The following is a 21,974-nucleotide window of genomic DNA, read 5'->3' as shown; positions in this document are numbered from 1 at the left end:
GAACAGGGACGATTCCGATGAGAATCCGCTTTATGACCACTGTCGTTCTTGCGGCTTTGTTTGTCGCGCCGCTGGGCCTGCTCACGTTCGGACCGGCGGCTGCCATGGCCGAGGATCTGCCACGACTGCGGGCGGCGATGCTCGCGTCGGGCACCGTCAACTGGGAAATTTCCACCATCAAGGCCCAGGAGTTCGACCGCAAGAACGGCTTCGAGCTAGTGGTCCAGAACTATGCCGACAACGGCGCGACGCGGGTCGCGTTCGAGGGCGGTGAGGCTGACACGATGGTGGCCGACTGGATTTGGGTAGCCAAGCAGCGTGCCGCCGGGAAGGACTATGTTTTCATTCCCTATTCGCGGGCAGTGGGCGGGCTGGTGGTCAGCGACGACAGTGGCATCAAGGCGCTGCCGGACCTTGCCGGCAAGAAGATTGGCATTGCCGGTGGACCGCTCGATAAGAGCTGGTTGATCCTGCGCGCCTATGCCAAGCAGCAACATGGCATGGACCTCGCCGCTGAGACCGAGCAGGTGTTCGGGTCGCCGCCGCTGATCTTCAAGTCGGCCCTTTCCGGCGAAACGGCGGGTGCAATCAACTTCTGGCATTTCCTCGCGAAGATGAAGGCCAAGGGCATGCATGAACTTATCTCCGTCGCCGATGCTGCGGCCGCGCTCGAGCTTGATCCCGATACGCCGCTGCTCGGCTATGTGTTGAAGGGCGAGTATGCCGCGACCCATCCGGACATCGTGAGGGGACTCTACAAGGCCTCCCGCGCGGCCAAGGACCTGCTGCGCCACGATAACGAGGTGTGGGAAGGCCTGCGCGACAAGATGAATGCGGCAGACGACGCGGAATTCATGGCGCTCCGCGACGGCTATCGCGCCGGTATTCCGAGCGGCAAACCGATCGACGAGGCGGCCGCCGACCGGTTTCTGCGGCTGATGGCGGAGCTTGGCGGGACGGAGCTCGTCGGCAAGGCGACAAGCCTGCCCAATGGATTGTTCCTGCACCTTGAATAAGACGCTGCAACATTCCGTGCTCGTACGTGTATTGTCGCTTGGGCTGCTGCTGTGGTTGTGGATGGCGGCAGCCGAACTGACGGCGGATGCGTCCGTGCTGCCTCAGCCCTGGGCGCTTTGGGCACCCTTTGCTGAAGCTGTCGGTTCCGGGGCCTTGCCTTATCACCTCGGCATGACGCTGTGGCGGGTGGTTTGCGCCTTTGTGCCGGCCATGGCTATTGGTATGGTGTTCGGCTTTCTGATGGGGCGCTTTCCGTCTGTCGATCGGTGGCTTGATCCATGGCTCGTCGTGTTTCTCAACCTGCCGGCCCTTGTGCTCATCGTGCTGTGCTACCTCTGGATCGGCCTCAACGAGATAGCTGCGATCACCGCGGTGGTGCTCAACAAGATTCCGAACGTCGCCACGATCCTGCGCGAGGGCGCGCGGGCACTCGATCCGAGCCTCAGCGCCATGGCCCAGGTCTATCGCATGCGGCCGCTGGCGCGGCTGCGCCACGTTGTCATGCCGCAGCTTGCGCCGTTCATTGCCGCTGCCGCTCGCGCCGGCATTGCGGTTATCTGGAAGATCGTTCTGGTGGTCGAGTTTCTCGGCCGCTCCAGCGGCATCGGTTTCCAGATCCATTTCTATTTTCAGCTCTTCGACGTTGCCATGGTGCTGGTCTATGCTCTGTCCTTCATCGGCGTGATGCTGCTGGTCGAGGCGCTGATCCTGCAGCCTGCCGAAAGTCGGGCGCGGCGCTGGAGGACGGCGTGATCAAGATCGATGTCAGGCGAAAGGCATTCGGCGAGGAGGAGGTCCTGCGCGACATCCGTTTCGAGATGGACGTCGGCGAGACCGTCGCCATTCTCGGCCCATCCGGCATCGGCAAATCGACGCTGCTACGGCTCATTGCCGGCATCGACCCCGCCTTTGACGGCGAGATCACGCGCCCGGAAAAGATCGCCATGGTGTTTCAGGAGCCAGTTCTCCTCCCGTGGCGCAGCGTGGTCGAGAACCTGACATTGGTGCATCCGGACCTCGGGACGCAAGCGGCACTTTCGGCCCTCGAGCGGACCGGCATCGTCGATAAGGCAGGGCTCTTTCCTGGCCAACTGTCGCTCGGCCAGCAGCGGCGGCTGGCGCTGGCGCGTGCTTTTGCCGGGCGTCCTGAACTTCTGGTCATGGACGAGCCCTATGTGTCGCTCGATCCGACGACCGCTGAAGAAATGTTGGCATTAACCGAGGCGCTGATCGCCGAAACCGGCCCTGCAGTCATTCTCGTGACCCATTCGGAGGCCGAGGCGCACCGGCTGGCCCGGCGCCGCCTCCGTCTTGCCGGGAAACCGGCGACGATGATCAAAGAGTTTGCTGCAGGATCGGCGTCCGCCTCCTGGGAAGGACATCATGATCGGGCTTGAGATCAGTCATGTCAGCTACAGCTATGGATCGTTCAAGGCGCTCGACGATGTGAGTTTCTCGGTCGAGCCGGGCCGGTTCTGTGCGCTGCTTGGGCCGAACGGTGCCGGCAAGTCGACGCTCTTCGCTCTTTTGACCCGACTGATCGCGACGGGGGAGGGCCACATCAGCGTGGCCGGATTCGATATTGCCCGTGATCCGCGTGCGGCGCTCGCCCGCATCGGCGTCGTCTTCCAGCAGCCGACGCTCGACTTGGACATGACGGTGCGCCGCAACCTGCGCTATTTCGCCGGACTGCATGGACTGTCTGGGCGGCAGGCCGCCTCGGCGATCGAGGCGGCGCTGACGCAGCTCGGCATGGCCGAGCGGGCCGATGAGCAGGTACGAGCCCTCAATGGCGGCCATCGACGACGCATGGAGATCGCCCGGGCGCTAATCCATGGTCCGCAGATCCTGCTGCTCGACGAGCCGACGGTCGGATTGGACGCTGCCTCCCGACAGGCGATCACAGACCATGTCCATGTCTTGGCCGAGAGCGGGCTCGCCGTGCTCTGGGCAACCCACCTAGTCGATGAGATCCGGCCGACCGATCAGGTCGTCGTGCTGCACCGTGGAAAAGTCCTCAGCAATAGCAGCGCCGAGGACCTCGCCGGCGGGCAGGGGCTTGCCAAGGCTTTTCTGTCAATGACGGCGGAAGGCCGGGAGGTTCCGGTATGAAGGCTTGGCTCATTGCGCTTTCGGCCATCGTCACCCGCGAAAACCTGCGCTTCGTTCGTCAGCGAGGCCGGTTTCTGGCGGCACTCGTTCGTCCTCTCGTCTGGCTCATCGTCTTTGCCGCCGGCTTCCGCGCAGCGCTCGGCGTGTCGATCATCCCGCCCTACCAGACCTACATCACCTACGAGGTCTATATCCTTCCGGGGCTTTGCGGGATGATCCAGCTGTTCAACGGCATGCAGTCGTCGCTCTCGCTGGTCTATGACCAGGAAATGGGTTCGATGCGCCTCTTGCTGACCTCGCCCTTGCCGCGCTGGTGGTTGCTGTTCTCGAAGCTATTGGCCGGCGTGATCGTTTCCATTCTGCAGGTGGCCGTGTTCCTGGCGATTGCGGCGCTGACCGGCATTACCGTACCTCCCATCGGCTACGTCGCGGTGCTGCCGGCGTTGGTGATCAGCGGATTGATGCTCGGCGCCCTAGGGCTTCTGGTTTCCTCGACCGTCCGGCAGCTCGAGAATTTCGCCGGCGTCATGAACTTCGTGATCTTTCCGATGTTCTTCCTCTCCTCGGCGCTTTATCCGCTATGGAAGATGGCGGAAAGCTCACCGCTGTTGCGCGACATCTGCGCCTTGAACCCGTTCACCTATGCGGTCGAGCTGATACGCTTTGCGCTTTATGGCGAGCTCAATCTCACGGCACTCGCCTGGGTCAGCGTCTGCTTCGTCCTGTTCATGCTGGCGGCGCTGTGGGGGTACGATCCGGCCCGCGCGATGCTCCGCTCAAAGGCTTGAGCCGCGGCCTCGTCGCAGCCGTTCGACGCCGAAAACCGACACTTTCCGCTATATTGCCGCCGACGACATTTGGATTGATCCTGCTTTCTCGGGAAGGACCTGAGACGTTCAAGAGAGAGGAGGAACATATGCTTAAGCTACATCCGTCCATCGACAACGGGTTCCCGCCGGCCAGCCCGGACTTCCAGGGAGGCACGCTGAAATGCAAGTGCGGCACCAATCCGGTGGTGGTTGAGATCAGCTCGCAGACGGCGCACAACCATGCTTGCGGCTGCACCAAATGCTGGAAGCCCGAGGGCGCCATCTTTGCGCAGATCGCCGTTGTCAGCCGCGATAACGTGAACGTCGCGTCAGGTTCGGAGAAACTGCAGATCGTCGATCCGAGCGCGACGATCCAGCGTTACGCCTGCAGGGATTGCGGCGCGCATATGTATGGCCGGATCGAGAACACCAAACATCCCTTTTACGGCCTCGATTTCGTTCATACGGAGCTCAGCGACGAGCCCGGCTGGTCGCCGCCGCAATTTGCGGCCTTCGTTTCCTCGGTTATCGAAAGCGGGGTCAACCCCGACCGGATGCCGGAAATACGTGCTCGCCTGACGGAACTCGGGCTGCAACCCTACGATTGCCTGTCTCCTGCGCTGATGGACGCGATCGCGACCCATATCGCCAAACAGACCGGCGCCCTGCCGGCGTGACAAAAGCGGCCAACGCCTCCTCCCTCGGACCCCGCCCGTTTGCCTCCCGTCGGGAGGCTCCACCGACGGGCGGGGGCTGAGGCGCTTCCGTCGTGGAAGCCGGGAGAGCCCTTGATACCCCCCTCTGCCCTACCGGGCATCTCCCCCGGAAGGGCAGAGGGGGTGCCGGCAACTGGTCAGCGGAAGCTATTCAGGCCGGAAATGCAGACACTTTCCACTTGATGCCGCAGCCGATCGAGGGCTGCTGTTCCGCTGGACCCTTGCCGAACAGTGCAACCATGACCATGGCCTCGTAGAGGTCGCGCCTGAGGTCGGCTGGGCCGATCTCCTTGCGCGAGGCGTCCAGCCGTCCGCGGTATTGCAGCTTCATATCCTTGTTGAAGCCGAAGAAGTCGGGCGTGCAGACGGCGCCATAGGCTTTGGCGACGGATTGGTCCTCGTCGTAGAGATAGGAAAAGGGCAGGGCGTTTTGCGAAGCGAAGCGCTTCATGTTGTCGAAGGAATCCCGCGGATAGGCGTCGGCGTCGTTGGCGCTGATCGCCACAAAGCCGATGCCGTGAGCCTTGAGGTCGATCGCGTCCCGCACGATGCGACCGATGACCGATTTCACATAGGGGCAGTGATTGCAGATGAAGGCAACCACGAGCCCCTTCGGGCCGGCTTGGTCGAATATGGAATGGATGAGACCATCGACACCGGGGAGCCGGGCATCGACCGCCGGCCAGCCGAAATCACAAATAGGAGGTGTAGCTGCCATGGCTCACGCCGCTTTCTTCATGGCGCCATCGGAGGCGCCGCGGATCGCCGCGATGTTCCTGACATAAGCCTCCTCGCTGCCGCCCTTGAACACCGCGGAGCCGGCAACCAGCACATCCGCGCCGGCCGCGGCCACGAGCGGCGCCGTTTCCGGTGTCACGCCGCCGTCGATCTCAATGTGAATCGGACGGTTGCCGATCATCGACTTCACGCGCCGCACCTTCTCGACGACGGACGGTATGAAGGCTTGGCCGCCGAAACCCGGATTGACTGTCATCAGGAGAATGAGGTCCAGCCGATCCAAGACATACTCGATGACGCTCTCCGGCGTCGACGGATTGAGCGACACGCCGGCCTTCTTGCCGAGGTCGCGGATCGCCTGCAGCGACCGGTCGAGGTGAGTGGTCGCTTCGGCATGCACGGTGATGATGTCGCAGCCGGCGTCGGCGAAGGCGCCGAGAAAAGGGTCCGCCGGTGCGATCATCAAATGACAGTCGAACACCTTATCCGTTCGGTTCCGGATCGCTTTGATGACCGGTGGTCCGAAGGTGATGTTGGGCACGAAATGGCCATCCATCACGTCAAGATGGATCCAATCGGCACCGGCCCGGCAGACAGCCTCGACCTCTCCGCCGAGGCGCGAAAAATCCGCCGACAGAACCGAGGGGGCGATTATGGTCTTCTCGCTCATGACGATATCTCCGGATGGTTGGGCTCTACCGTGCTGAACACGCGACTCGCCGAAATGTCCCGGGCCGTGATGGTCGATAGTTGCTCGGCGTCGACGGGCCCGACGCTTTCCTCGAACAGGCGGTTCGCCTGCCGCAGCCGGGCCCGGTCGAGTGCGTTGCGTATGGAGCGGGCATTGGCGAAATGCGGTTGGCGACGACGCCGGGCGATGTAGTCGCTCATCACGGCCGCCGCCTTGGTATCGAAGCGATAACCCTGCCGGCCCAGCATGCTCTCGGCGATCGACAGGAGCTCACCGTCGTCGTAATCGGGGAAATCGATATGGTGGGCAATGCGGGAGCGGAAGCCCGGATTGCTCTCAAAAAATCGTTCCATGCGATCGGCGTAGCCGGCGAGAATGACCACCAGATCGTCGCGGTTGTTCTCCATCACCTGTAACAGGATCTCGATCGCTTCCTGGCCGTAATCGCGCTCGTTGTCCGGACGATAGAGGTAGTAGGCCTCGTCGATGAACAGCACGCCGCCCATTGCTTTCTTCAGGATCTCCTTGGTCTTGGGTGCCGTGTGGCCGATATATTGCCCCACCAGATCGTCGCGCGTCACCGACACCAGATGCCCCTTGCGGATATAGCCGAGCCGGTGCAGCAGGTTGGCCATGCGCAAGGCGACCGTCGTCTTGCCGGTGCCCGGATTGCCCGTGAAGCTCATGTGCAGCGACGGCGGCTCATGGCTGAGGCCCATTGCGCGGCGAGCCCGCTCGACGAGCAGTAGGGCTGCCGTCTCGCGGATCCGCTGCTTTACGGGTTTTAAGCCCACGAGTTCCCGATCCAGTTCGTCGAGGACCTCGGCAACTCCGGACGCCTTGTATTCCTCAGCGAGGTCGACCGATGTCGGCAGGCTTTCGGTGCCTGGTGAAGCATCCGCCATCGCCATATGTCCGCTCCTCTATCGTTGGGTTTCCCAGGCGTAGCGCTGGCTGCGACCGCGGTTCTCCGTCCGCGTCATATGCAGGCTCGGTTCATTGTCCGGGCGGTTGATGATGAAGGACATAGTCACGGTCTCGAGGCCGCGGCTGGAATCGAAGGCATTGAGACGGATGTAATCCTGCGGATGGGCCTTGCGGCAATCCTCCAGCTCCATCATGACGCCCTTGGCGTCCTTCAGGTCGAACATCGGATTGCCCCACATCTCCCAATAGGTGTTTCGGGGGTGCGGGTCGTCCGTGTATTCGATGCCGATCGCCCATCCCTTTCCGAGGCAATACTCCACCTGCGCCGCGATCTGCTCATCCGTCAGGTCGGGCAGGAACGAGAAGCATCCCTGGGTGATACGCATGTCGTTTCTCCTTCTATTATGTCCGTCAGGCGACGCTTACGCTCGGGACGAAATCCGAAGAGTCCGTCGGGGTGTAGTTGAAGCTGATATTGCCCCAGGTCTCGAGGGCGGCCTCGAGCGGCTTGCACCACTTGGCGGCCGCCCTGAGGATTTCGGGACCTTCATGAGCAATGTCGCGGCCCTCGTTGCGGGCAAGCACCATGGCTTCCAGCGCGACCCTATTGGCGGTGGCGCCTGCCTGGATGCCCATGGGATGGCCGATCGTGCCGCCGCCGAACTGCAGCACGACGTCGTCGCCGAAGAGATCGAGCAGCTGATGCATCTGGCCGGCATGGATGCCGCCCGAGGCCACCGGCATCACCTTCTTGATGTCGGCCCAGTCCTGCTCGAAGAAGAGTCCGCGCGGAAGGTCGACCTCGTTCTTCATTTCGCGGCAGACATTGTAGTAGCCCTGCACGGTCAACGGGTCGCCTTCGAGCTTGCCGACGGCGGTCCCGGCATGAAGGTGGTCGACGCCGGCGAGCCGCAGCCATTTGGCGATGACGCGGAAGGAGATGCCGTGGTTCTTCTGCCGCGTATACGTGCCGTGACCGGCCCGATGCATGTGCAGGATCATGTCGTTTTGCCGGCACCATTCCGAGATCGACTGGATTGCCGTCCAGCCTACGATGAGGTCCACCATGACGATGACCGATCCGAGCTCGTTGGCGAATTCGGCGCGGCGGTACATCTCCTCCATCGTGCCGGCGGTGACGTTGAGGTAGTGCCCCTTGACCTCGCCGGTGACGGCCGAGGCGTGGTTGACGGCCTCCATGCAGTAGAGGTAACGGTCGCGCCAATGCATGAAGGGCTGCGAATTGATGTTCTCATCGTCCTTCATGAAGTCGAGACCGCCCTTCAGGCCCTCATAGACGACGCGCCCATAATTCTTGCCGGAAAGTCCGAGCTTCGGCTTGGTGGTGGCGCCGAGCAGCGGCTTGCCGAATTTGTCGAGCCGTTCCCGCTCGACGACGATGCCGGTCGGCGGGCCCTTGAAGGTCTTCACATAGGCGACGGGGAGCCGCATGTCCTCCAGCCTTGCCGCCTTCAGCGGCTTGAAGGAGAAAACGTTGCCGATGATCGACGCCGTCAGGTTGGCGATCGATCCCTCCTCGAAGAGGATGAGGTCATAGGCGACATAGCAGAAATACTGCCCCGGCGTTCCCGGTACCGGATCGACCCGGTAGGCTTTGGCGCGATATTGCTCGCAGGCCGTCAGGCGATCGGTCCAGACGACGGTCCAGGTGGCGGTCGAGCTTTCGCCGGCAACGGCGGCGGCCGCCTCGATCGGGTCGACGCCGTCCTGCGGGGTGATCCGGAAGAGCGCAATCAGATCGGTATCCTTCGGCTCGTAGTCTCCATTCCAGTAGCCCATCTGCGCGTATTTCAGCACGCCGGCCTTGTAGCGTTCCTTGCCCTTGATCTCGGTCTTTGCGTCGACGTTCATGACACAGTCCTCTTCTCTGAATGGGTGTCTCAGGCGGCTTGCGACTGCGCCGCTTGGGGTTTCAGGGAGCCGCTCGCATAGCGGCGAGCCATCTCGGCCATCGGCACGACCTTGATACGCGAGGCGTTGCCGGCAGTGCCGAAGGCTTCGAAGCGGGCCTTGCAGACCGCCGACATCGCGTCCATGGCGGGTTTCAAGAACTTGCGCGGATCGAATTCGGTGCGGCTCGTATCGGCCACGCGGCGAAAGGCGGCGGCTGCGGCGAGCCGCAGATCCGTGTCGATATTCACCTTGCGCACGCCGAAGCGGATACCCCGCACGATCTCCTCGACCGGCACGCCGTAGGTCTCGCGCATCTCGCCGCCATGGGCGTTGAACACGTCCTGCCATTCCTGCGGCACCGATGACGAGCCGTGCATGACGATGTGAGTGTTAGGCAGCCGTTCATGGATATTCTCTATGACGTCCATGGCGAGCACTTCACCGGTCGGCTTGCGGGTGAACTTGTAGGCGCCGTGCGAGGTGCCGATGGCCACGGCGAGCGCATCGACCTCGGTCTCGGCAACGAAGCGGGCAGCCTCGTCCGGATCGGTCAAAAGCTGTGAACGATCGAGCGCGCCTTCGAAGCCGTGGCCGTCCTCGGCCTCGCCATGGCCGGTTTCGAGCGATCCGAGGCAGCCGAGCTCACCTTCGACGGACGCGCCGACCATATGGGCGAGGCGGCTTACTTCGGCCGTGATCGCGACGTTATAGGCGTAGTCGGTAGGGGTCTTCGCATCTTCCTTCAACGAGCCATCCATCATCACCGAAGTGAATCCGTGCCGGATCGCAGTGAGGCAGGTCGCGACATTGTTGCCATGATCCTGGTGGATGCAGAGCGGGATGTCGGGATACATCTCTTCGAGCGCTTCCATCATCTTGGCGAGCATGATGTCGTTGGCATAGGAGCGGGCGCCGCGCGAAACCTGCAGGATCACCGGAGCGTCGCAGGCGCGCGCCGCCTCCATGATCGCCAGCCCCTGTTCCATGTTGTTGATATTGAATGCCGGCACGCCATAAGTGCGTTCGGCTGCATGGTCGAGCAGTTGGCGAAGCGTAATGCGGGCCATAGTCAAGCCTCCTCTGATGTTCTGACAACGTCTTTACCCGCCTGCGGCCCGTTCCGATTGCTGATGGGCGGCGTCCCCTCGGAGTTCCGGCGGACAAGCTTCAAAGCTTCGGCGACGACATGGTCGGCGGTGATGCCGAAATGGCGGTAGAGGTCTCCGGCTGGTGCCGAGGCACCGAAGCCCACCATGCCGACAAAGACACCATCAGGCCCCATCCAGCGGTCCCAGCCGAGGCGGCCCGCGGCTTCAACGGCAATGCGCGGGGCATCTCCGAGGACCTGCCTCTGATAGGATCGATCCTGGGCCTCAAATTTCTCCCAGCAGGGGATCGAGACCACCGCCGCCTCTATGCCTTCCTCGGCGTGGAGACGGTCGGCGGCGACGACGGCGATCTCGACTTCGGATCCGGTGGCGAGAAGCGTGACGTCGCGAGCCCCGCGCGTACCTCTCAGGACATAGGCTCCGAACGCCGACAAATTCTCGTCCCCGTCTGTCTGGCGCAGCATCGGCAGAGCCTGCCGCGAAAGGGCAAGGACGCTCGGCGTAATCTTCTCGCTGAGCGCGACCTCCCAGCATTCTGCCGTCTCGATGATGTCGGCGGGCCGGAAGACGTTGAGGTTGGGCGTGGCGCGCAGCATGGCCAGATGCTCGACCGGCTGGTGGGTCGGTCCGTCTTCGCCGAGGCCAATCGAGTCATGGGTCAGCACATAGATGACGGGCAGGCCCATCAGGGCCGAGAGACGCATTGCGCCACGCGCATAATCGGAAAAAGCCAGAAAGGTGCCGCCATAGGGGATGAAGCCGCCATGCAAGGCGATGCCGTTCATGGCGGCCGCCATGGCATGCTCGCGGATGCCGTAATGCAGGTAGCGGCCTTTGAAATTGCCCGGCGAAATGGGTTGCGTCTGCGACGTCATCGTCAGATTCGAGCCGGTCAGATCGGCGGAGCCGCCGACCGTCAGAGCCGTCGCTCCGTTGATGACTTCCAGCGCCATCTGGGAGGCTTGGCGAGTCGCGACCTTGGAGGCTCTCTTGCGATGCGCCGCGCGGAATTTTGCCAGCAATTCGGCGAATTCGCCGTCGAGCTGCCGTCCGACGGTCTGTTCGTAGCGCTTTTTCGAACGCGAAGCGTCGAGTCGGATTTCCCACGCCTCCCGCGCCATCCGGCCCCGAACCGCCACGCGTTCCCAGGCGGATTTGATCTCGATCGGCACGAAGAAGGGCGGATGGGGCCAGACGAGTTTCTCGCGCGTCGCGGCGATTTCCTTGTCGCCGAGTGCCGCCCCATGGGTCTTGTGCGAGCCTTCCATGCTGGCCGCCCCCTTGCCGATCCTGGTTCGGCAGGCAATCAGCGACGGTTTGCGGGTGCGGCGCGCCCGCTCGATCGCCTTCGCCACGGCTTGCACGTCGTGGCCGTCAACGCTTTGCGCATCCCAACCCGCTGAGCGGAAACGTGCAAGCTGATCCATGGAGGTGGAGAGTTCGGTCGAACCGTCGATCGATATCCGGTTGTCGTCCCAGAGCACGATGAGCTTGCGCAGCTTCAGATGCCCGGCAAGGTCGATCGCCTCATGGCTGATGCCCTCCTGCAGGCAGCCGTCGCCGGCGACCACATAGGTGAAATGATTGCAGAGCGCGCTGCCGAAGCGTGCGGCCATCATCTGTTCGGCAATCGCCATGCCGACGGCCGTCGCAATGCCCTGGCCGAGCGGGCCGGTGGTGGTCTCGACTCCGAGGGCATGGCCGTATTCGGGATGGCCGGCAGTTTTCGAGCCGAGTTGGCGAAAAGCCGAGAGCTCGACCATCGGCATATCGGCGAAACCGATCAGGTGATGGATGGAATAGAGCAGCATCGAACCATGGCCGGCGGAAAGCACGAAACGATCGCGATCCGGCCAGTCGGGCAGGGAGGGATCGATCTTGATGAAGCGGTTGAAGAGGACGGTCACCGCGTCGGCCATGCCCATCGGCATGCCGGGGTGGCCGGAATTGGCCTTCTCAACGGCATCCATGGCGAGAAACCTAATGGCATCGGCCATGGTGCGTTCCGATGCGGCGGCACGGGTTTCGATCTGCTGCGAAACATTCATGATGTCCTCCTCACGACATGCGGTGTTTGCGCTCGAGCAGTTTGTGGATGAGCGGGGTGAAAATCAGCTGCATGGCGAGATCGAGCTTGTCGCCCGGCACCACGATGGAATTGGCGCGCGACATGAAGCTGTTGTGCAGCATCGACAGCAGGTAGGGAAAATCGATGCTTTGCGGTTTGGCGAAGCGGATGACCAGGATGGATTCGGCGTGCGTCGGTATCCAGCGGGCGATGAAGGGATTGGACGTGTCGACGATCGGCACGCGCTGAAAATTGATGTCGGTCAGCGAAAACTGCGGACAGATGTAGTGGACGTAATCGGGCATTCGCCGCAGGATCGTGTCTGTCACCGCCTCGGTGGAGTAGCCGCGCGTCGCCTTGTCGCGATGAATCTTCTGGATCCATTCGAGGTTGATCACCGGAACGACGCCGATCTTCAGATCGCAATGCTGGGCTAGATTGACCGTGTCGGTGACGGCGCAGCCATGCAATCCCTCGTAGAACAGGAGATCGCTGCCGCTGAATTCCTCCCAGTCTGTGAACGTGCCAGGTTCCGCGCCGTATTTCGCGCCTTCCGCGTCGTCATGCACGTAATGACGGGTGCGTCCGACGCCGCGTCTGCCATATTCGGCAAAGACGCTTTCGAGGATTTCCAGTTCGTTCGCCTCGGCGGAGAAATGGGTGAAGTCGACGCCTCTGGCTTTCTCCTCGGCGATCTTGCGGCGCATGGTTTCCCGGTCGTAGCGGTGGAAGGCGTCACCTTCGATGAACGAGGCCGAGATGTTCTCGCGCTTGAAGATCTTCTCGAATGTGTCCTTGACGGTCGTGGTGCCGGCGCCGGACGAGCCGGTGATAGAGATGATCGGGTATTTGGCTGACATGCTGGTCTCCTCAGGCCCGGAACAGACCGCGCTTGCCGAAAAGCGGTGCGCGTTCGCCAATCATGTTGGGGTCGACGTGATAGCGAGCGACGCGTGCCACCTCGCGGCGCGAGCCGAAGGCCAGCGGCACGCGCTGGTGCAGATTTTCCGGGATGAGATCGAGAATGCGCGTGACGCAAGTCGTGGCCGAGCCGCCGGCGTTCTCGATGATGAAGGCGATCGGGTTAGCCTCGTAGACGAGGCGCAGTCGCCCTTGGCTATAGCCCTTCCGTCCATCTGCGGGGTAAAGGAAGATGCCGCCGCGAACCAGGATGCGATAGGCATCGGCGACCAGCGACGCGATCCATCGCATGTTGAACTCCCGCTCTCGCGGACCCTCCGAGCCCGCCAGACAGTCGTCGACATAGAGCCGGATCGCTTCCTCCCAATGCCGATAGTTCGCCATGTTGATGGCGAATTCGCTGGTGCGCTCCGGGATGCTGATCGACTTGTACGCCTCGACGAAGCAGCCGAGCCGGCTCGAGAAGATGAAGATCTCCGTGCCCTTGCCGAGCGAGAGCACGAGCGCGGTTTGCGGACCATAGAGGAAAAAGCCCGCCGCCAATTGCCGGTTTCCGGGTTGCAGAAAGGACTGGGAGGGGTCCACGTCCGGTCCCTTGGCGGCGGGAAGCACGGAGAAGATCGTGCCGATGGAGACGTTGTTGTCGATGTTCGACGAACCGTCGAGCGGATCGATGGCAACGGCAAGGCGTGCGTTCGGATCGAGAAGGACAGGATTTTCCAGTTCTTCCGAGGCGTAGCATGCGACCGGTGCGCCCTGCAGGCACGACAGGAACAGATCGTCACATAGGACATCCATTTCCTTCTGGAAATCGCCGTCTGTATTGCTGCTGCCGCGGGCGGCGTTGAAGGCCGGGCCGAGGGCTCCCTGGTTGACGAGCTTGCGGACCTCGAGCGCCGCCATCACCAACCTTTGGACCACCGTAGCCACGTCCCGTGCGATATCTTCACCACGGGCGAATGAAGCGAGATAAGCCTCGAGAGTTGCGCCTGACATGATGTCTCCTCCCACACGATGTCCGGGCAAGGATGGCGCAAACGACGAGTTTGTAAAATTTATTCGTTTGACTTTCGGAATTAGTTTTTCTTATTTTCCTCTCATGCGCAACCTGACCATTCGCCAACTTCGCACTGTCGAAGCCGTTTGCCGGCTGGGAAAGATCAACCTTGCCGCCGAAGCTTTGGGTCTGACGGGGCCGGCACTCACCCTGCAGATCCAGCAATTGGAACGGGACGCCGATGTGCCGCTGTTCGATAGGACGCGCGGTGGCATGGTTCCGACCGCTTACGGTCTTGCTTTCCTCGAGGCGGCGCGGGCGGTCGAGGACAGTCTGGCTACCCTTGAGGACTCGATCGGTGCCATCAAGGGGCTCAGGACCGGGCGATTGCGGCTTGGCGTCGTGTCGACCGGGAAATATTTCGCGCCGCAACTGATTGCCGCCTTCCGAGATCAGGTCCCGGACATCGAGATCAACCTCTTCATCGGCAACCGCGCCGAGATCATCGCCAAGCTCCGGGACCATGAGATCGATGTCGCCCTGATGGGGCGGCCTCCGCGCGACTTCGAGGTGCGCGCGCAGGTGTTCGGCGATCACCCCTTGGTCTTCATCGCCCCCACCGGACACCCGCTCGCGGGCGTGCTGGAGATTTCGCGGGAGCGGATTGCCCAGGAGAAGTTCCTGGTGCGTGAAAGAGGTTCGGGGACGCGCATCTCGCTTGAGATCTTTCTGAGCGACACCCCGCACAAGCTGGAGGAACTCGGCACGGAAATCGCCTCGAACGAGACGATCAAGCAGGCCGTGATCGCCGGTCTCGGAATTGCCTTCATCTCGGCCCATACCATCGAGCAGGAGGTGAAGCTCGGTCGACTGATCATACTCGACGTGGTCGACACTCCGATCCGCCGGCAATGGTTCACCGTGTCGCGCTTGGACCGTGCCACGACCCCGGCGATGCAGGCTTTCGAGCGCTTTCTGCTTGCCTCCGGCGCGCGATATCTGCCGGTGGTCAGCAAGCCCTATCCGGCCAACGCGTTCGGCTAAGCCGCCCCGATGTCATCGACGTTTGCGGCTTCGTACGAGCAGAAAACGCGGCGTCGACCGACACCTAGGTCGTAATTGTGGGGCCTCATACGGCTTGCTACCATTCTGCCGGAAGAGGAGGTTGCGCGATGCTTGTCAGCCGATGGTTCATCGGTGTCCCTGAGCATACCGTCAGGCGAGCGTGCCTGCCTGCCGCGCGAAATCGATTCGCGAAAAAGCCCGGCCGCGGCGCCGCCGGGCTCTGCCGGAGCGGCGGAATGCCGTTCCGGCCTTTCAGTCAAGCAGCGTTCGCCATGAGCACTGCTTGTTCCAAGCTCGCCCCGGCGGCGAGGCGCCCGCTGGAACGGGAGCGAGCACACGAACCCCAAGGCGAATGGAGGAAATATGGCCTGGCATAAACCGAAATTCATCGAAGTCAGCTGCGCTATGGAAATCACCCGCTACGCTCCTGCGGATGGGGATGAACCGATCCTTTTCTAACGGCCAGCCCAACGAGGATCGGTTCGCAAAGCATCAGGTATCCCGGTGAAGAAAACGTCCGATCTTCGCATCATCGTTTTGGGGACCGCCGCCGGCGGCGGTCTCCCGCAGTGGAATTGCGGCTGCCTGAATTGTTCGGCGGCGCGCGATCCGGACTCGGCCCTCAGGCCGCAGACCCAGTCGTCGCTCGCCGTGAGCCTGGATGGCGAAGCCTGGACCATCTTCAATGCTTCCCCGGACATTCGCCAGCAGATCCAGAGCAACAGGCAACTGCAGCCGCGCCGCCTGCGCCACACACCGATCGAAAGCGTCGTACTGACCAATGGCGACATTGATCATCTCGCGGGACTGCTGGTTTTGCGGGAAAAGCAGGCGTTCACCGTCTTCGCAACCGGCGCGGTCAACCAGATCATCGCCGAGAATTCGATCTTCGGCGTTCTCGATCCGGAGCTGGTCTCAAGGAAGACCGTCAGAGTCGAAGAACCTTTCTCTCCGCTTCCCGGTCTTGAGGCGCGGCTCTTCGCAGTTCCCGGCAAAGTTCCGCTCTTCCTCGAAAGCGGCGAACCGGATCTCAACGTCCAGGGCGAAAACACGGTCGGAGTAGAGCTGCGTGCGGGCTCCAAGCGCATTTACTATGTTCCGGGTTGCGGCATGCTCACCGAAGTCCTTGGCGCGCGCCTTAGAGATGCCGACGCGCTGTTCTTCGATGGCACCCTCTATCGCGACGACGAGATGATCGCCGCCGGTACCGGTCACAAGACGGGCCGCCGCATGGGACATATGCCGATTGTCGGCGAAGGCGGCAGCCTTGATGCGCTCGCTGCCTTGAACATTGGCAGAAAGATCTATGTCCACATCAACAACACGAACCCGATCTGGCGGGCTGGCCCCGAGCGCGCCTATGTCGAAAGCCGCGGCTTTGAAGTCGGATTCGATGGCATGGAGATCCACCTTTGACGACTGCAAGCGACAAGCAGGCATTTCACGCCCGCCTCCTGGAGATCGGGACGCAGCGTTATCACGACAAGCACCCCTTCCACGTGATGCTCCACGGCGGTGGTTGCACGATGACGCAGGTTCGGGCCTGGGTGATCAACCGCTACTATTACCAGAGCCGGATTCCGATGAAGGATGCGGCCTTCCTGTCCCGTTGCGAGGACCCTCAACTGCGCCGGGCCTGGCGCTCACGCATCGAAGACCATGACGGCGGCATGGACGAGGGCGGCGGCATCCGGCGCTGGCTGCGTCTCGCCGAGGCCGTCGGGCTCGATCCTGCCTATGTTGCCTCGACACGGGGAGTTCTGCCGGCCACCCGGTTTGCCGTCGACGCCTATGTGGCGTTTGTGCGTGAGAAGCCGCTCGTAGAGGCGGTGGCATCCTCGCTGACCGAGCTTTTCGCGCCGAAGATCCATTCCGAACGCATCGCCGGACTGCTGGAACACTACGCCTTCGCCGACGAGGCGGCACTCGCCTATTTCCGCCAGCGACTGAACGAGGCGCCTCGCGATGTCGAATTCGGTCTCGCCTATGTCCTCGATCACGCCGACACGAGGGAGAAGCAGGACGCAGCCGCCGCGGCGCTCACCTTCAAGACCGATGTCCTGTGGTCCCAGCTCGATGCGCTGTATTCGGCCTATGTGACGCCGGGGCGCGTTCCGCCGGGCGGCTGGGACGGCCGCGAAGGAGTGGTTCGCGAGCCGACAGCGACGGAGGCGGCGGAATGAATAGTGATGCACCTGTGATTTCAGGATTCAGCGTCGTCAAGCTGGCTCGCGGCGTCCGATTGCGAGAGGACCCGGTTCGTGGGCAGACGGTCCTGCTGGCGCCGGAACGCGCCATGGCTCTGGACGATATCGCCGTCGCAATCGTCGAAGCCCTCGATGGCGAGCGGAGCCTCGATCAGATCGCCGACGACTTCGCCCAGAAGTTCGAGGCTCCGGTCGCCCAGATCGCCGAGGACGTCAAGGCCTTCGTCCACGAGCTTGCCAATCGTCGCATGCTGGAGATCGTCGAATGAGCACCGCAGTCACCTCTGCAGACGATGTCATCCATGACGTTTCGCGCGCTCCTCCGCCGATGGCGATGCTCGCAGAACTGACGCATCGCTGTCCGCTTGCTTGCCCCTACTGCTCCAATCCCGTCGAGTTGACGCGGGCAAATGAGGAGCTTTCCACCGAGGAATGGATAGGCGTCTTCGAGCAGGCCGCCGATCTCGGTGTCTTGCACCTCCACTTGTCAGGAGGGGAGCCGGCGGCACGCCGGGACCTTGTCGAACTGACGAAGGCGGCCATTTCCTTCGGACTTTATACCAACCTGATCACTTCGGGTGTGGGGCTGACGGAAGAGAGGATTAACAGCCTGGCCGATGCGGGGCTCGACCATGTTCAACTCTCCATCCAAGGCGTTTCTCCCGAAAGCGCCGACCGGATCGGCGGATACAAGGGCGGTTATGAGCGGAAGATGGCTGTCGCGGGCTGGGTCGCGAATGCCGGAATTCCGCTGACGCTCAACGCCGTCTGCCACAGGCAGAACATGGGCGAGATAGACGCCATGATCGAACTGGCGATCCGACTGAAGGCACGCCGGATAGAAGTCGCAACGGTGCAGTTCCACGGCTGGGCCGAGCGCAACAAGGGAGCTCTCATGCCCACGCGCGAGCAAGTCGAGCGCGCGACGCGCACGGTCACCGAGGCACGGAAAAAATATGAGGGCATATTGGTAATCGACTATGTGCCGGCCGACTATTATTCGAAATACCCGAAGGCCTGTATGGGCGGCTGGGGCCGGGTGGGCTTGAACGTCACGCCTTCGGGGCGGGTGCTTCCCTGCCACGCCGCGGAAACCATTCCGGGCCTGTCCTTCGAGAATATACGCGACGGCTCACTCTCCGAGATCTGGTACGAGAGCGATGCGTTCAACGCCTATCGCGGCGAGGACTGGATGCCGGAGCTCTGTCGGAGCTGCGAGCGCAAGAAGGTCGATTTCGGCGGCTGCCGTTGCCAGGCAATGGCCCTTGCCGGCGACGCGAGCGCAACCGACCCGGTCTGCATCCGGTCGCCGCTTCGCGACCGCTTGACGCGGGAAACAGACGAGCTTTCGGCGACGCCAACGGCAACCTTGACCTATCGCGGTCGGTAAGTTTCATGCCCGTGGGGAAAGATCCCCGATGCTCCGGCTATCCCTTGATGCGTCGGAGAACCCCATCGAGGGCTTCGGTCAATGCCGCAATTCCGCCATTGCGCTCGAAGTCCGTAAGTACCTGTTCGTTCAGCCCGCCCTTGGTCGCAAATTCAGAGCTCAACTCCGTGAGCGGTGTGTCGCTTGATCGCAGCGCGGTTTGCGAGAGGCTGGCAAAAAGCGCCGCGAGATAGGCCCTTGCGGAATTCTCCGGCAAACCCTTCGCCGCAAGCCAACCTGTCGTCCGGTCCAAGATGCCCAAATACGTCGCCATCATCGCACTCGCGACCGCGAGAAGATCATATTCGTCTCTCGTGGTGCACTGGACGGTTGTTCCCAGACCGGAGAAGAGGGATGCGACTTCCGGATCCGGCGGATATATCGCGGTTACGCCCTCGCGGCTGGCGACGAAGGGCAGGGGTATTGCCTGTGTGAGGCGAACCTCCTGTCCGATCCATTCTTTCAGGCGATCGCGATCGGTCGCAGCGATCAAGCTGATGACTGTCTGACCAGGGGTGAAGCGGAGACCCCTTACGACCCCGTCGGCGACCTGCGGCCGGATGGCGAGAACGAGGATGTCGGAAGCGTCTGCGACTTCCTGGTTATCCGCGGCAATCCGCACCGCCGGAAACATGCTCGCCAATCGGCCCGCAACCTCGGCATTTCGAGGCGAGACCACAACCTCGCTCGCCAATGGCGTATCCGACAGGATGCCTGGGACCATTGCTTCGGCAATGGCGCCTGTGCCGATGAAACCGATACGCATCTATTCTGCCGCCTTTCGCCGCCCGAGCGTCGTGTAGTTCTCGCGCATGAAATCGGCAACCTCATGTCGCTGACCGACGAGGACTGGCACACGAGCTTCGCCGTCAACCTCGATTCGGTGTTCCATGTTTGCCGCGCCGCGATCCCGCATATGATCGAAGCGGGCGGCGGCGCGATCGTCAACATCGCATCGCAATGGGGCCTTTATCCGGCTCCGAACCACATCGCCTACAACACCACAAAAGCAGCGGTTGCGGCATTCACGAAGAATCTCGCCCGTGACTATGCTCCCCACAAGATCCGCGTCAATGCCGTCTGCCCCGGCGAGATCCACACCCCGATGCTCGAGGCGGGAGTGAAAAGATCGGGGCGCACTATTGCCGATCTCGACAGACTCGTTCCCTTCGGCCGGATCGGCAAACCGGAGGAGGTTGCCGCGCTCGTCGCTTTCCTTGCATCCGATGAGGCGGCATTCACTCGGTTGTGGAGATAACCGGCGCACAGGCGGTTGCTTAATGTGTTGAAGCTATCTCAGCGGCGCGGCTGGTCGGTCGGCTCTGAGATACCCTGCACCGCTCTCTTCACGGCATCCGTTCCGCTTCGCGCGAGATCGGCCAGAGCAACAATGCCGACGAGACGCTTGTCCCGGTTCAGGACAGGGAGGCGGTGAACCTGGTGTTCAGCCATGGCGTTAGCGGCCTGATCCACGTCCTCGTCCTCGAAGCAATAGTAAATGCGTTCGGACATGACTTGGCGCACCGTCGTGTTGCCGCCCATCTTGTCTTCGGCGACCCCGCGCATGGCGATGTCGCGGTCCGTCACCATACCTATGAGGCGGTCGTTCTCGCCCACCGGCAACGCGCCGATGTTGTCGGCACGCATCGTCCGTGCCGCGTCGCGGATCGTCGTATTCGGGTCGATGACGTCGACCTTTCGCGTCATGATTTCGTTGATTTGCATCGGATTGCCTCCATTCGCGTCGTGATCTTTAGGCATAACCGTTCAGTTCCATGTCCGTTCCCTGGCTTTTGAGATCGTCTCGATCTGCGCCAACGGGTCAGATCCACGCCTCCGCCTCTCCGAGAAGCCGTATGACTTCTTCGTCGGATGTCTGGTCGAAGTCGATATAGTGGAGGCCGACGGCCAGGAATGGGTCCGGTATTTGCAGGCAGATGACTTGGTCAGCCTCTGCCTCGAGTTCCTTGAGCACCCCGCTCGGTGCGACGGGAACAGCAAGAATGATCCTGCCAGCTCCTGTTTTGCGCAACGCCTTCAACGCGGCCTTGACGGTGCCGCCTGTGGCGATGCCGTCGTCCACGATGATCACCGTGCGTCCCTCGGTTGGCGTTGGCGGTCGACCTCCTCGATAAATCTCGCGCCGTCGCTCGATCTCGGCGAGTTGGCGCTGGCTCTCGGCCTCAACGTAGCCCGCGGGAGGATCGACGGCGCGCATCGCCTCCTCGTTGTAGACGAATTGCGGATCGCTGCCGTCCACCACAGCGCCGATGCCAAATTCGGGATATCGAGGCGCGCCGATCTTGCGCACCAGTAGCAGTTCAAGTGGCGCCCTCAGCGCCCGGGCGATCTCGAAGGCCACGGGAACGCCGCCGCGCGGCAACGCGAGGATCAGGGGATCCGGGTGGTTGTACTTTGTCAGGACGTCCGCGAGCTGCCGGCCCGCATCCTGGCGATCGACAAATTTCCGCGGAGGATGTGTCATGGTCTCATGTCCCTTGGAGCGCTGCCGAGATGCATCCGGAACCAGTCTGTCGCATACCGGATCACCTGATCCATGGTGCCGGGTTCCTCGAACAGATGACCCGCGCCGTCGACAATAACGAGCCGTTTCTCGCAGGTAAGCGCGTCGAAGGCGCGCTCGTTCATGTCGATCACCGGCCCATCCAGACTTCCGACGAGGAGGAGGGTGGGTGCGCGGACTTCCGGCAGCACCTGCATGGCGAAATCGGGGCGGCCTCCGCGTGACACCACTGCGCCTACGTCTGGTTCGGCGTAGGCTGCCCGCAGCGCCGCGCCGGCGCCCGTGCTCGCGCCGAAATAGCCGATCGCCAACTGCGGCGCCACGGAGGCTTCGGCGACCCAGCGCTTGGCCGCCACGAGTCGATCGGCCAGGAGATCGATGTCGAAGACGTTGCGGCGATCCTGCTCTTCCGCCGGTCTCAGGAGATCAACGAGAAGCGTCGCCAAGCCCGCTTCCCTCAATGCCGCCGCAACGCGATTGTTGCGGGGGCTGAAGCGGCCGCTTCCGCTGCCATGGGCAAAGATCACGAGGCCGCTTGCGCCGGAAGGGACACCGAGAAAGCCCTCGATACCCTGGGGCTCGATTCTTATGGATTGCACATAATCGGGAGTCGAGAAGGCCATTTGCTTGACCTCGTAGCCGCGGCGCGCGTTGTCGCATCGCGCGGATTTCCGTCATGCTCACCGCTGCAGCCGTCGATCGCTGTTGGAGGTTCCTGTACGGTGGTCAT

The 21,974-nt window shown here is 62.3% G+C and carries 25 protein-coding genes and 1 pseudogene; 13 read left to right on the top strand and 13 right to left on the bottom strand.

What is annotated here, in order from left to right; translation table 11 throughout:
• Positions 1-32 precede the first annotated feature (32 nt).
• From AYK65_RS09150 to gfa, 6 genes are all read left to right on the top strand, one after another.
• Complete coding sequence (locus tag AYK65_RS09150; RefSeq protein WP_081158206.1) at positions 33-1,016, top strand: ABC transporter substrate-binding protein; 984 nt, start codon at positions 33-35, stop codon at positions 1,014-1,016.
• Positions 991-1,770 (top strand): ABC transporter permease, encoded by a 780-nt coding sequence (locus AYK65_RS09145; protein ID WP_046121019.1) that lies wholly within the window; start codon positions 991-993, stop codon positions 1,768-1,770. Before AYK65_RS09150 ends, AYK65_RS09145 begins: the two co-directional genes overlap by 26 nt.
• The gene (locus AYK65_RS09140) at positions 1,767-2,414 is read left to right on the top strand and encodes an ABC transporter ATP-binding protein (protein ID WP_081158205.1); all 648 of its coding nucleotides are present in this window, start codon (positions 1,767-1,769) and stop codon (positions 2,412-2,414) included. Before AYK65_RS09145 ends, AYK65_RS09140 begins: the two co-directional genes overlap by 4 nt.
• Positions 2,401-3,129 (top strand): ABC transporter ATP-binding protein, encoded by a 729-nt coding sequence (locus AYK65_RS09135; protein WP_081158204.1) that lies wholly within the window; start codon positions 2,401-2,403, stop codon positions 3,127-3,129. The genes AYK65_RS09140 and AYK65_RS09135 overlap by 14 nt, the downstream gene beginning before the upstream one ends.
• Complete coding sequence (locus AYK65_RS09130; protein WP_026622168.1) at positions 3,126-3,917, top strand: ABC transporter permease; 792 nt, start codon at positions 3,126-3,128, stop codon at positions 3,915-3,917. The genes AYK65_RS09135 and AYK65_RS09130 overlap by 4 nt, the downstream gene beginning before the upstream one ends.
• 128 nt (positions 3,918-4,045) lie before the next feature.
• Positions 4,046-4,615, top strand: coding sequence for an S-(hydroxymethyl)glutathione synthase (gene gfa / locus AYK65_RS09125; protein ID WP_081158203.1), 570 nt, complete (start codon positions 4,046-4,048; stop codon positions 4,613-4,615).
• 190 nt (positions 4,616-4,805) lie between these two features.
• On the opposite strand, the gene AYK65_RS09120 is transcribed toward gfa, so the two are convergent.
• From AYK65_RS09120 to AYK65_RS09080, 9 genes are read right to left on the bottom strand one after another with little or no spacing between them, the layout of a single operon-like run.
• Positions 4,806-5,372 carry a thioredoxin family protein gene (locus AYK65_RS09120; RefSeq protein WP_046120837.1) on the bottom strand — a complete coding sequence of 189 codons (567 nt, stop codon included), beginning with the start codon at positions 5,370-5,372 and terminating at the stop codon, positions 4,806-4,808.
• A 3-nt stretch (positions 5,373-5,375) separates the two neighbouring features.
• Complete coding sequence (gene rpe, locus AYK65_RS09115) at positions 5,376-6,062, bottom strand: ribulose-phosphate 3-epimerase (protein ID WP_026613855.1); 687 nt, start codon at positions 6,060-6,062, stop codon at positions 5,376-5,378.
• Positions 6,059-6,994, bottom strand: a complete 936-nt coding sequence (cbbX, locus tag AYK65_RS09110; RefSeq protein ID WP_026613856.1) for a CbbX protein — start codon at positions 6,992-6,994, stop codon at positions 6,059-6,061. Before cbbX ends, rpe begins: the two co-directional genes overlap by 4 nt.
• 12 nt (positions 6,995-7,006) lie before the next feature.
• Positions 7,007-7,396 carry a ribulose bisphosphate carboxylase small subunit gene (locus AYK65_RS09105; RefSeq protein ID WP_046120838.1) on the bottom strand — a complete coding sequence of 130 codons (390 nt, stop codon included), beginning with the start codon at positions 7,394-7,396 and terminating at the stop codon, positions 7,007-7,009.
• A 25-nt stretch (positions 7,397-7,421) separates the two neighbouring features.
• Positions 7,422-8,882 (bottom strand): form I ribulose bisphosphate carboxylase large subunit, encoded by a 1,461-nt coding sequence (locus AYK65_RS09100; protein WP_046120839.1) that lies wholly within the window; start codon positions 8,880-8,882, stop codon positions 7,422-7,424.
• A gap of 29 nt (positions 8,883-8,911) precedes the next feature.
• Positions 8,912-9,991, bottom strand: a complete 1,080-nt coding sequence (gene fba / locus AYK65_RS09095; RefSeq protein WP_046120840.1) for a class II fructose-bisphosphate aldolase — start codon at positions 9,989-9,991, stop codon at positions 8,912-8,914.
• A gap of 2 nt (positions 9,992-9,993) precedes the next feature.
• Positions 9,994-12,081 carry a transketolase gene (gene tkt, locus AYK65_RS09090; protein WP_081158202.1) on the bottom strand — a complete coding sequence of 696 codons (2,088 nt, stop codon included), beginning with the start codon at positions 12,079-12,081 and terminating at the stop codon, positions 9,994-9,996.
• A gap of 10 nt (positions 12,082-12,091) precedes the next feature.
• Positions 12,092-12,961 carry a phosphoribulokinase gene (locus AYK65_RS09085; RefSeq protein ID WP_026613861.1) on the bottom strand — a complete coding sequence of 290 codons (870 nt, stop codon included), beginning with the start codon at positions 12,959-12,961 and terminating at the stop codon, positions 12,092-12,094.
• Between the two features lie 10 nt (positions 12,962-12,971).
• Positions 12,972-14,018 (bottom strand): class 1 fructose-bisphosphatase, encoded by a 1,047-nt coding sequence (locus AYK65_RS09080; protein ID WP_026613862.1) that lies wholly within the window; start codon positions 14,016-14,018, stop codon positions 12,972-12,974.
• Between the two features lie 103 nt (positions 14,019-14,121).
• On the opposite strand from AYK65_RS09080, the gene AYK65_RS09075 reads away from it, so the two are divergent.
• The 6 genes from AYK65_RS09075 (at position 14,122) to pqqE (ending at position 18,681) form a co-directional block, all read left to right on the top strand.
• Positions 14,122-15,063 (top strand): LysR family transcriptional regulator, encoded by a 942-nt coding sequence (locus AYK65_RS09075; protein WP_046120844.1) that lies wholly within the window; start codon positions 14,122-14,124, stop codon positions 15,061-15,063.
• A gap of 384 nt (positions 15,064-15,447) precedes the next feature.
• Positions 15,448-15,543, top strand: coding sequence for a pyrroloquinoline quinone precursor peptide PqqA (gene pqqA / locus AYK65_RS09070; protein ID WP_003528714.1), 96 nt, complete (start codon positions 15,448-15,450; stop codon positions 15,541-15,543).
• Between the two features lie 45 nt (positions 15,544-15,588).
• Complete coding sequence (pqqB, locus tag AYK65_RS09065) at positions 15,589-16,500, top strand: pyrroloquinoline quinone biosynthesis protein PqqB (protein ID WP_046120845.1); 912 nt, start codon at positions 15,589-15,591, stop codon at positions 16,498-16,500.
• Positions 16,497-17,267, top strand: coding sequence for a pyrroloquinoline-quinone synthase PqqC (gene pqqC, locus AYK65_RS09060; RefSeq protein WP_081158201.1), 771 nt, complete (start codon positions 16,497-16,499; stop codon positions 17,265-17,267). The genes pqqB and pqqC overlap by 4 nt, the downstream gene beginning before the upstream one ends.
• Entirely contained in the window at positions 17,264-17,560 is a 297-nt protein-coding gene (gene pqqD, locus AYK65_RS09055) for a pyrroloquinoline quinone biosynthesis peptide chaperone PqqD (RefSeq protein WP_026613866.1), read from the top strand. Before pqqC ends, pqqD begins: the two co-directional genes overlap by 4 nt.
• Positions 17,557-18,681 (top strand): pyrroloquinoline quinone biosynthesis protein PqqE, encoded by a 1,125-nt coding sequence (gene pqqE / locus AYK65_RS09050; protein WP_081158200.1) that lies wholly within the window; start codon positions 17,557-17,559, stop codon positions 18,679-18,681. The genes pqqD and pqqE overlap by 4 nt, the downstream gene beginning before the upstream one ends.
• Before the next feature lie 37 nt (positions 18,682-18,718).
• Here pqqE and AYK65_RS09045 read toward each other — a convergent pair whose 3' ends face one another.
• Positions 18,719-19,486 (bottom strand): pyrroline-5-carboxylate reductase, encoded by a 768-nt coding sequence (locus AYK65_RS09045; protein WP_081158212.1) that lies wholly within the window; start codon positions 19,484-19,486, stop codon positions 18,719-18,721.
• Positions 19,487-19,540: 54 nt separating this feature from the next.
• Here AYK65_RS09045 and AYK65_RS09040 point away from each other — a divergent pair.
• Positions 19,541-20,001 (top strand): annotated as a pseudogene (locus AYK65_RS09040) (SDR family NAD(P)-dependent oxidoreductase); the annotation flags it as partial.
• 15 nt (positions 20,002-20,016) lie between these two features.
• Here the strand turns inward: AYK65_RS09040 and AYK65_RS09035 are convergent.
• The 3 genes from AYK65_RS09035 to AYK65_RS09025 all read right to left on the bottom strand — a co-directional run bounded on the left by AYK65_RS09035 (position 20,017) and on the right by AYK65_RS09025 (position 21,867).
• The gene (locus tag AYK65_RS09035) at positions 20,017-20,445 is read right to left on the bottom strand and encodes a CBS domain-containing protein (RefSeq protein WP_046120849.1); all 429 of its coding nucleotides are present in this window, start codon (positions 20,443-20,445) and stop codon (positions 20,017-20,019) included.
• 97 nt (positions 20,446-20,542) lie between these two features.
• Positions 20,543-21,205 carry a phosphoribosyltransferase gene (locus tag AYK65_RS09030; RefSeq protein ID WP_026613869.1) on the bottom strand — a complete coding sequence of 221 codons (663 nt, stop codon included), beginning with the start codon at positions 21,203-21,205 and terminating at the stop codon, positions 20,543-20,545.
• Positions 21,202-21,867 carry a dienelactone hydrolase family protein gene (locus AYK65_RS09025; RefSeq protein ID WP_046120851.1) on the bottom strand — a complete coding sequence of 222 codons (666 nt, stop codon included), beginning with the start codon at positions 21,865-21,867 and terminating at the stop codon, positions 21,202-21,204. The genes AYK65_RS09030 and AYK65_RS09025 overlap by 4 nt, the downstream gene beginning before the upstream one ends.
• Positions 21,868-21,974: the final 107 nt, after the last annotated feature.

The organism is Ensifer aridi (assembly GCF_002078505.1).
GTDB classification, from domain to species: domain Bacteria; phylum Pseudomonadota; class Alphaproteobacteria; order Rhizobiales; family Rhizobiaceae; genus Sinorhizobium; species Sinorhizobium aridi.
This window is presented reverse-complemented; position numbering and strand designations above follow the sequence as displayed.

Bases quoted from the DNA above. Each gene is read 5' to 3' on its own strand.
- AYK65_RS09150 (WP_081158206.1), top strand. From the start codon at position 33: ATGACCACTGTCGTTCTTGCGGCTTTGTTTGTCGCGCCGCTGGGCCTG.
- AYK65_RS09145 (WP_046121019.1), top strand. From the start codon at position 991: ATGGATTGTTCCTGCACCTTGAATAAGACGCTGCAACATTCCGTGCTC.
- AYK65_RS09135 (WP_081158204.1), top strand. From the start codon at position 2,401: ATGATCGGGCTTGAGATCAGTCATGTCAGCTACAGCTATGGATCGTTC.
- AYK65_RS09130 (WP_026622168.1), top strand. From the start codon at position 3,126: ATGAAGGCTTGGCTCATTGCGCTTTCGGCCATCGTCACCCGCGAAAAC.
- gfa (WP_081158203.1), top strand. From the start codon at position 4,046: ATGCTTAAGCTACATCCGTCCATCGACAACGGGTTCCCGCCGGCCAGC.
- AYK65_RS09120 (WP_046120837.1), bottom strand. From the start codon at position 5,372: ATGGCAGCTACACCTCCTATTTGTGATTTCGGCTGGCCGGCGGTCGAT.
- rpe (WP_026613855.1), bottom strand. From the start codon at position 6,062: ATGAGCGAGAAGACCATAATCGCCCCCTCGGTTCTGTCGGCGGATTTT.
- cbbX (WP_026613856.1), bottom strand. From the start codon at position 6,994: ATGGCGATGGCGGATGCTTCACCAGGCACCGAAAGCCTGCCGACATCG.
- AYK65_RS09105 (WP_046120838.1), bottom strand. From the start codon at position 7,396: ATGCGTATCACCCAGGGATGCTTCTCGTTCCTGCCCGACCTGACGGAT.
- AYK65_RS09100 (WP_046120839.1), bottom strand. From the start codon at position 8,882: ATGAACGTCGACGCAAAGACCGAGATCAAGGGCAAGGAACGCTACAAG.
- fba (WP_046120840.1), bottom strand. From the start codon at position 9,991: ATGGCCCGCATTACGCTTCGCCAACTGCTCGACCATGCAGCCGAACGC.
- tkt (WP_081158202.1), bottom strand. From the start codon at position 12,081: ATGAATGTTTCGCAGCAGATCGAAACCCGTGCCGCCGCATCGGAACGC.
- AYK65_RS09085 (WP_026613861.1), bottom strand. From the start codon at position 12,961: ATGTCAGCCAAATACCCGATCATCTCTATCACCGGCTCGTCCGGCGCC.
- AYK65_RS09080 (WP_026613862.1), bottom strand. From the start codon at position 14,018: ATGTCAGGCGCAACTCTCGAGGCTTATCTCGCTTCATTCGCCCGTGGT.
- AYK65_RS09075 (WP_046120844.1), top strand. From the start codon at position 14,122: ATGCGCAACCTGACCATTCGCCAACTTCGCACTGTCGAAGCCGTTTGC.
- pqqA (WP_003528714.1), top strand. From the start codon at position 15,448: ATGGCCTGGCATAAACCGAAATTCATCGAAGTCAGCTGCGCTATGGAA.
- pqqD (WP_026613866.1), top strand. From the start codon at position 17,264: ATGAATAGTGATGCACCTGTGATTTCAGGATTCAGCGTCGTCAAGCTG.
- pqqE (WP_081158200.1), top strand. From the start codon at position 17,557: ATGAGCACCGCAGTCACCTCTGCAGACGATGTCATCCATGACGTTTCG.
- AYK65_RS09045 (WP_081158212.1), bottom strand. From the start codon at position 19,486: ATGCGTATCGGTTTCATCGGCACAGGCGCCATTGCCGAAGCAATGGTC.
- AYK65_RS09035 (WP_046120849.1), bottom strand. From the start codon at position 20,445: ATGCAAATCAACGAAATCATGACGCGAAAGGTCGACGTCATCGACCCG.
- AYK65_RS09030 (WP_026613869.1), bottom strand. From the start codon at position 21,205: ATGACACATCCTCCGCGGAAATTTGTCGATCGCCAGGATGCGGGCCGG.
- AYK65_RS09025 (WP_046120851.1), bottom strand. From the start codon at position 21,867: ATGGCCTTCTCGACTCCCGATTATGTGCAATCCATAAGAATCGAGCCC.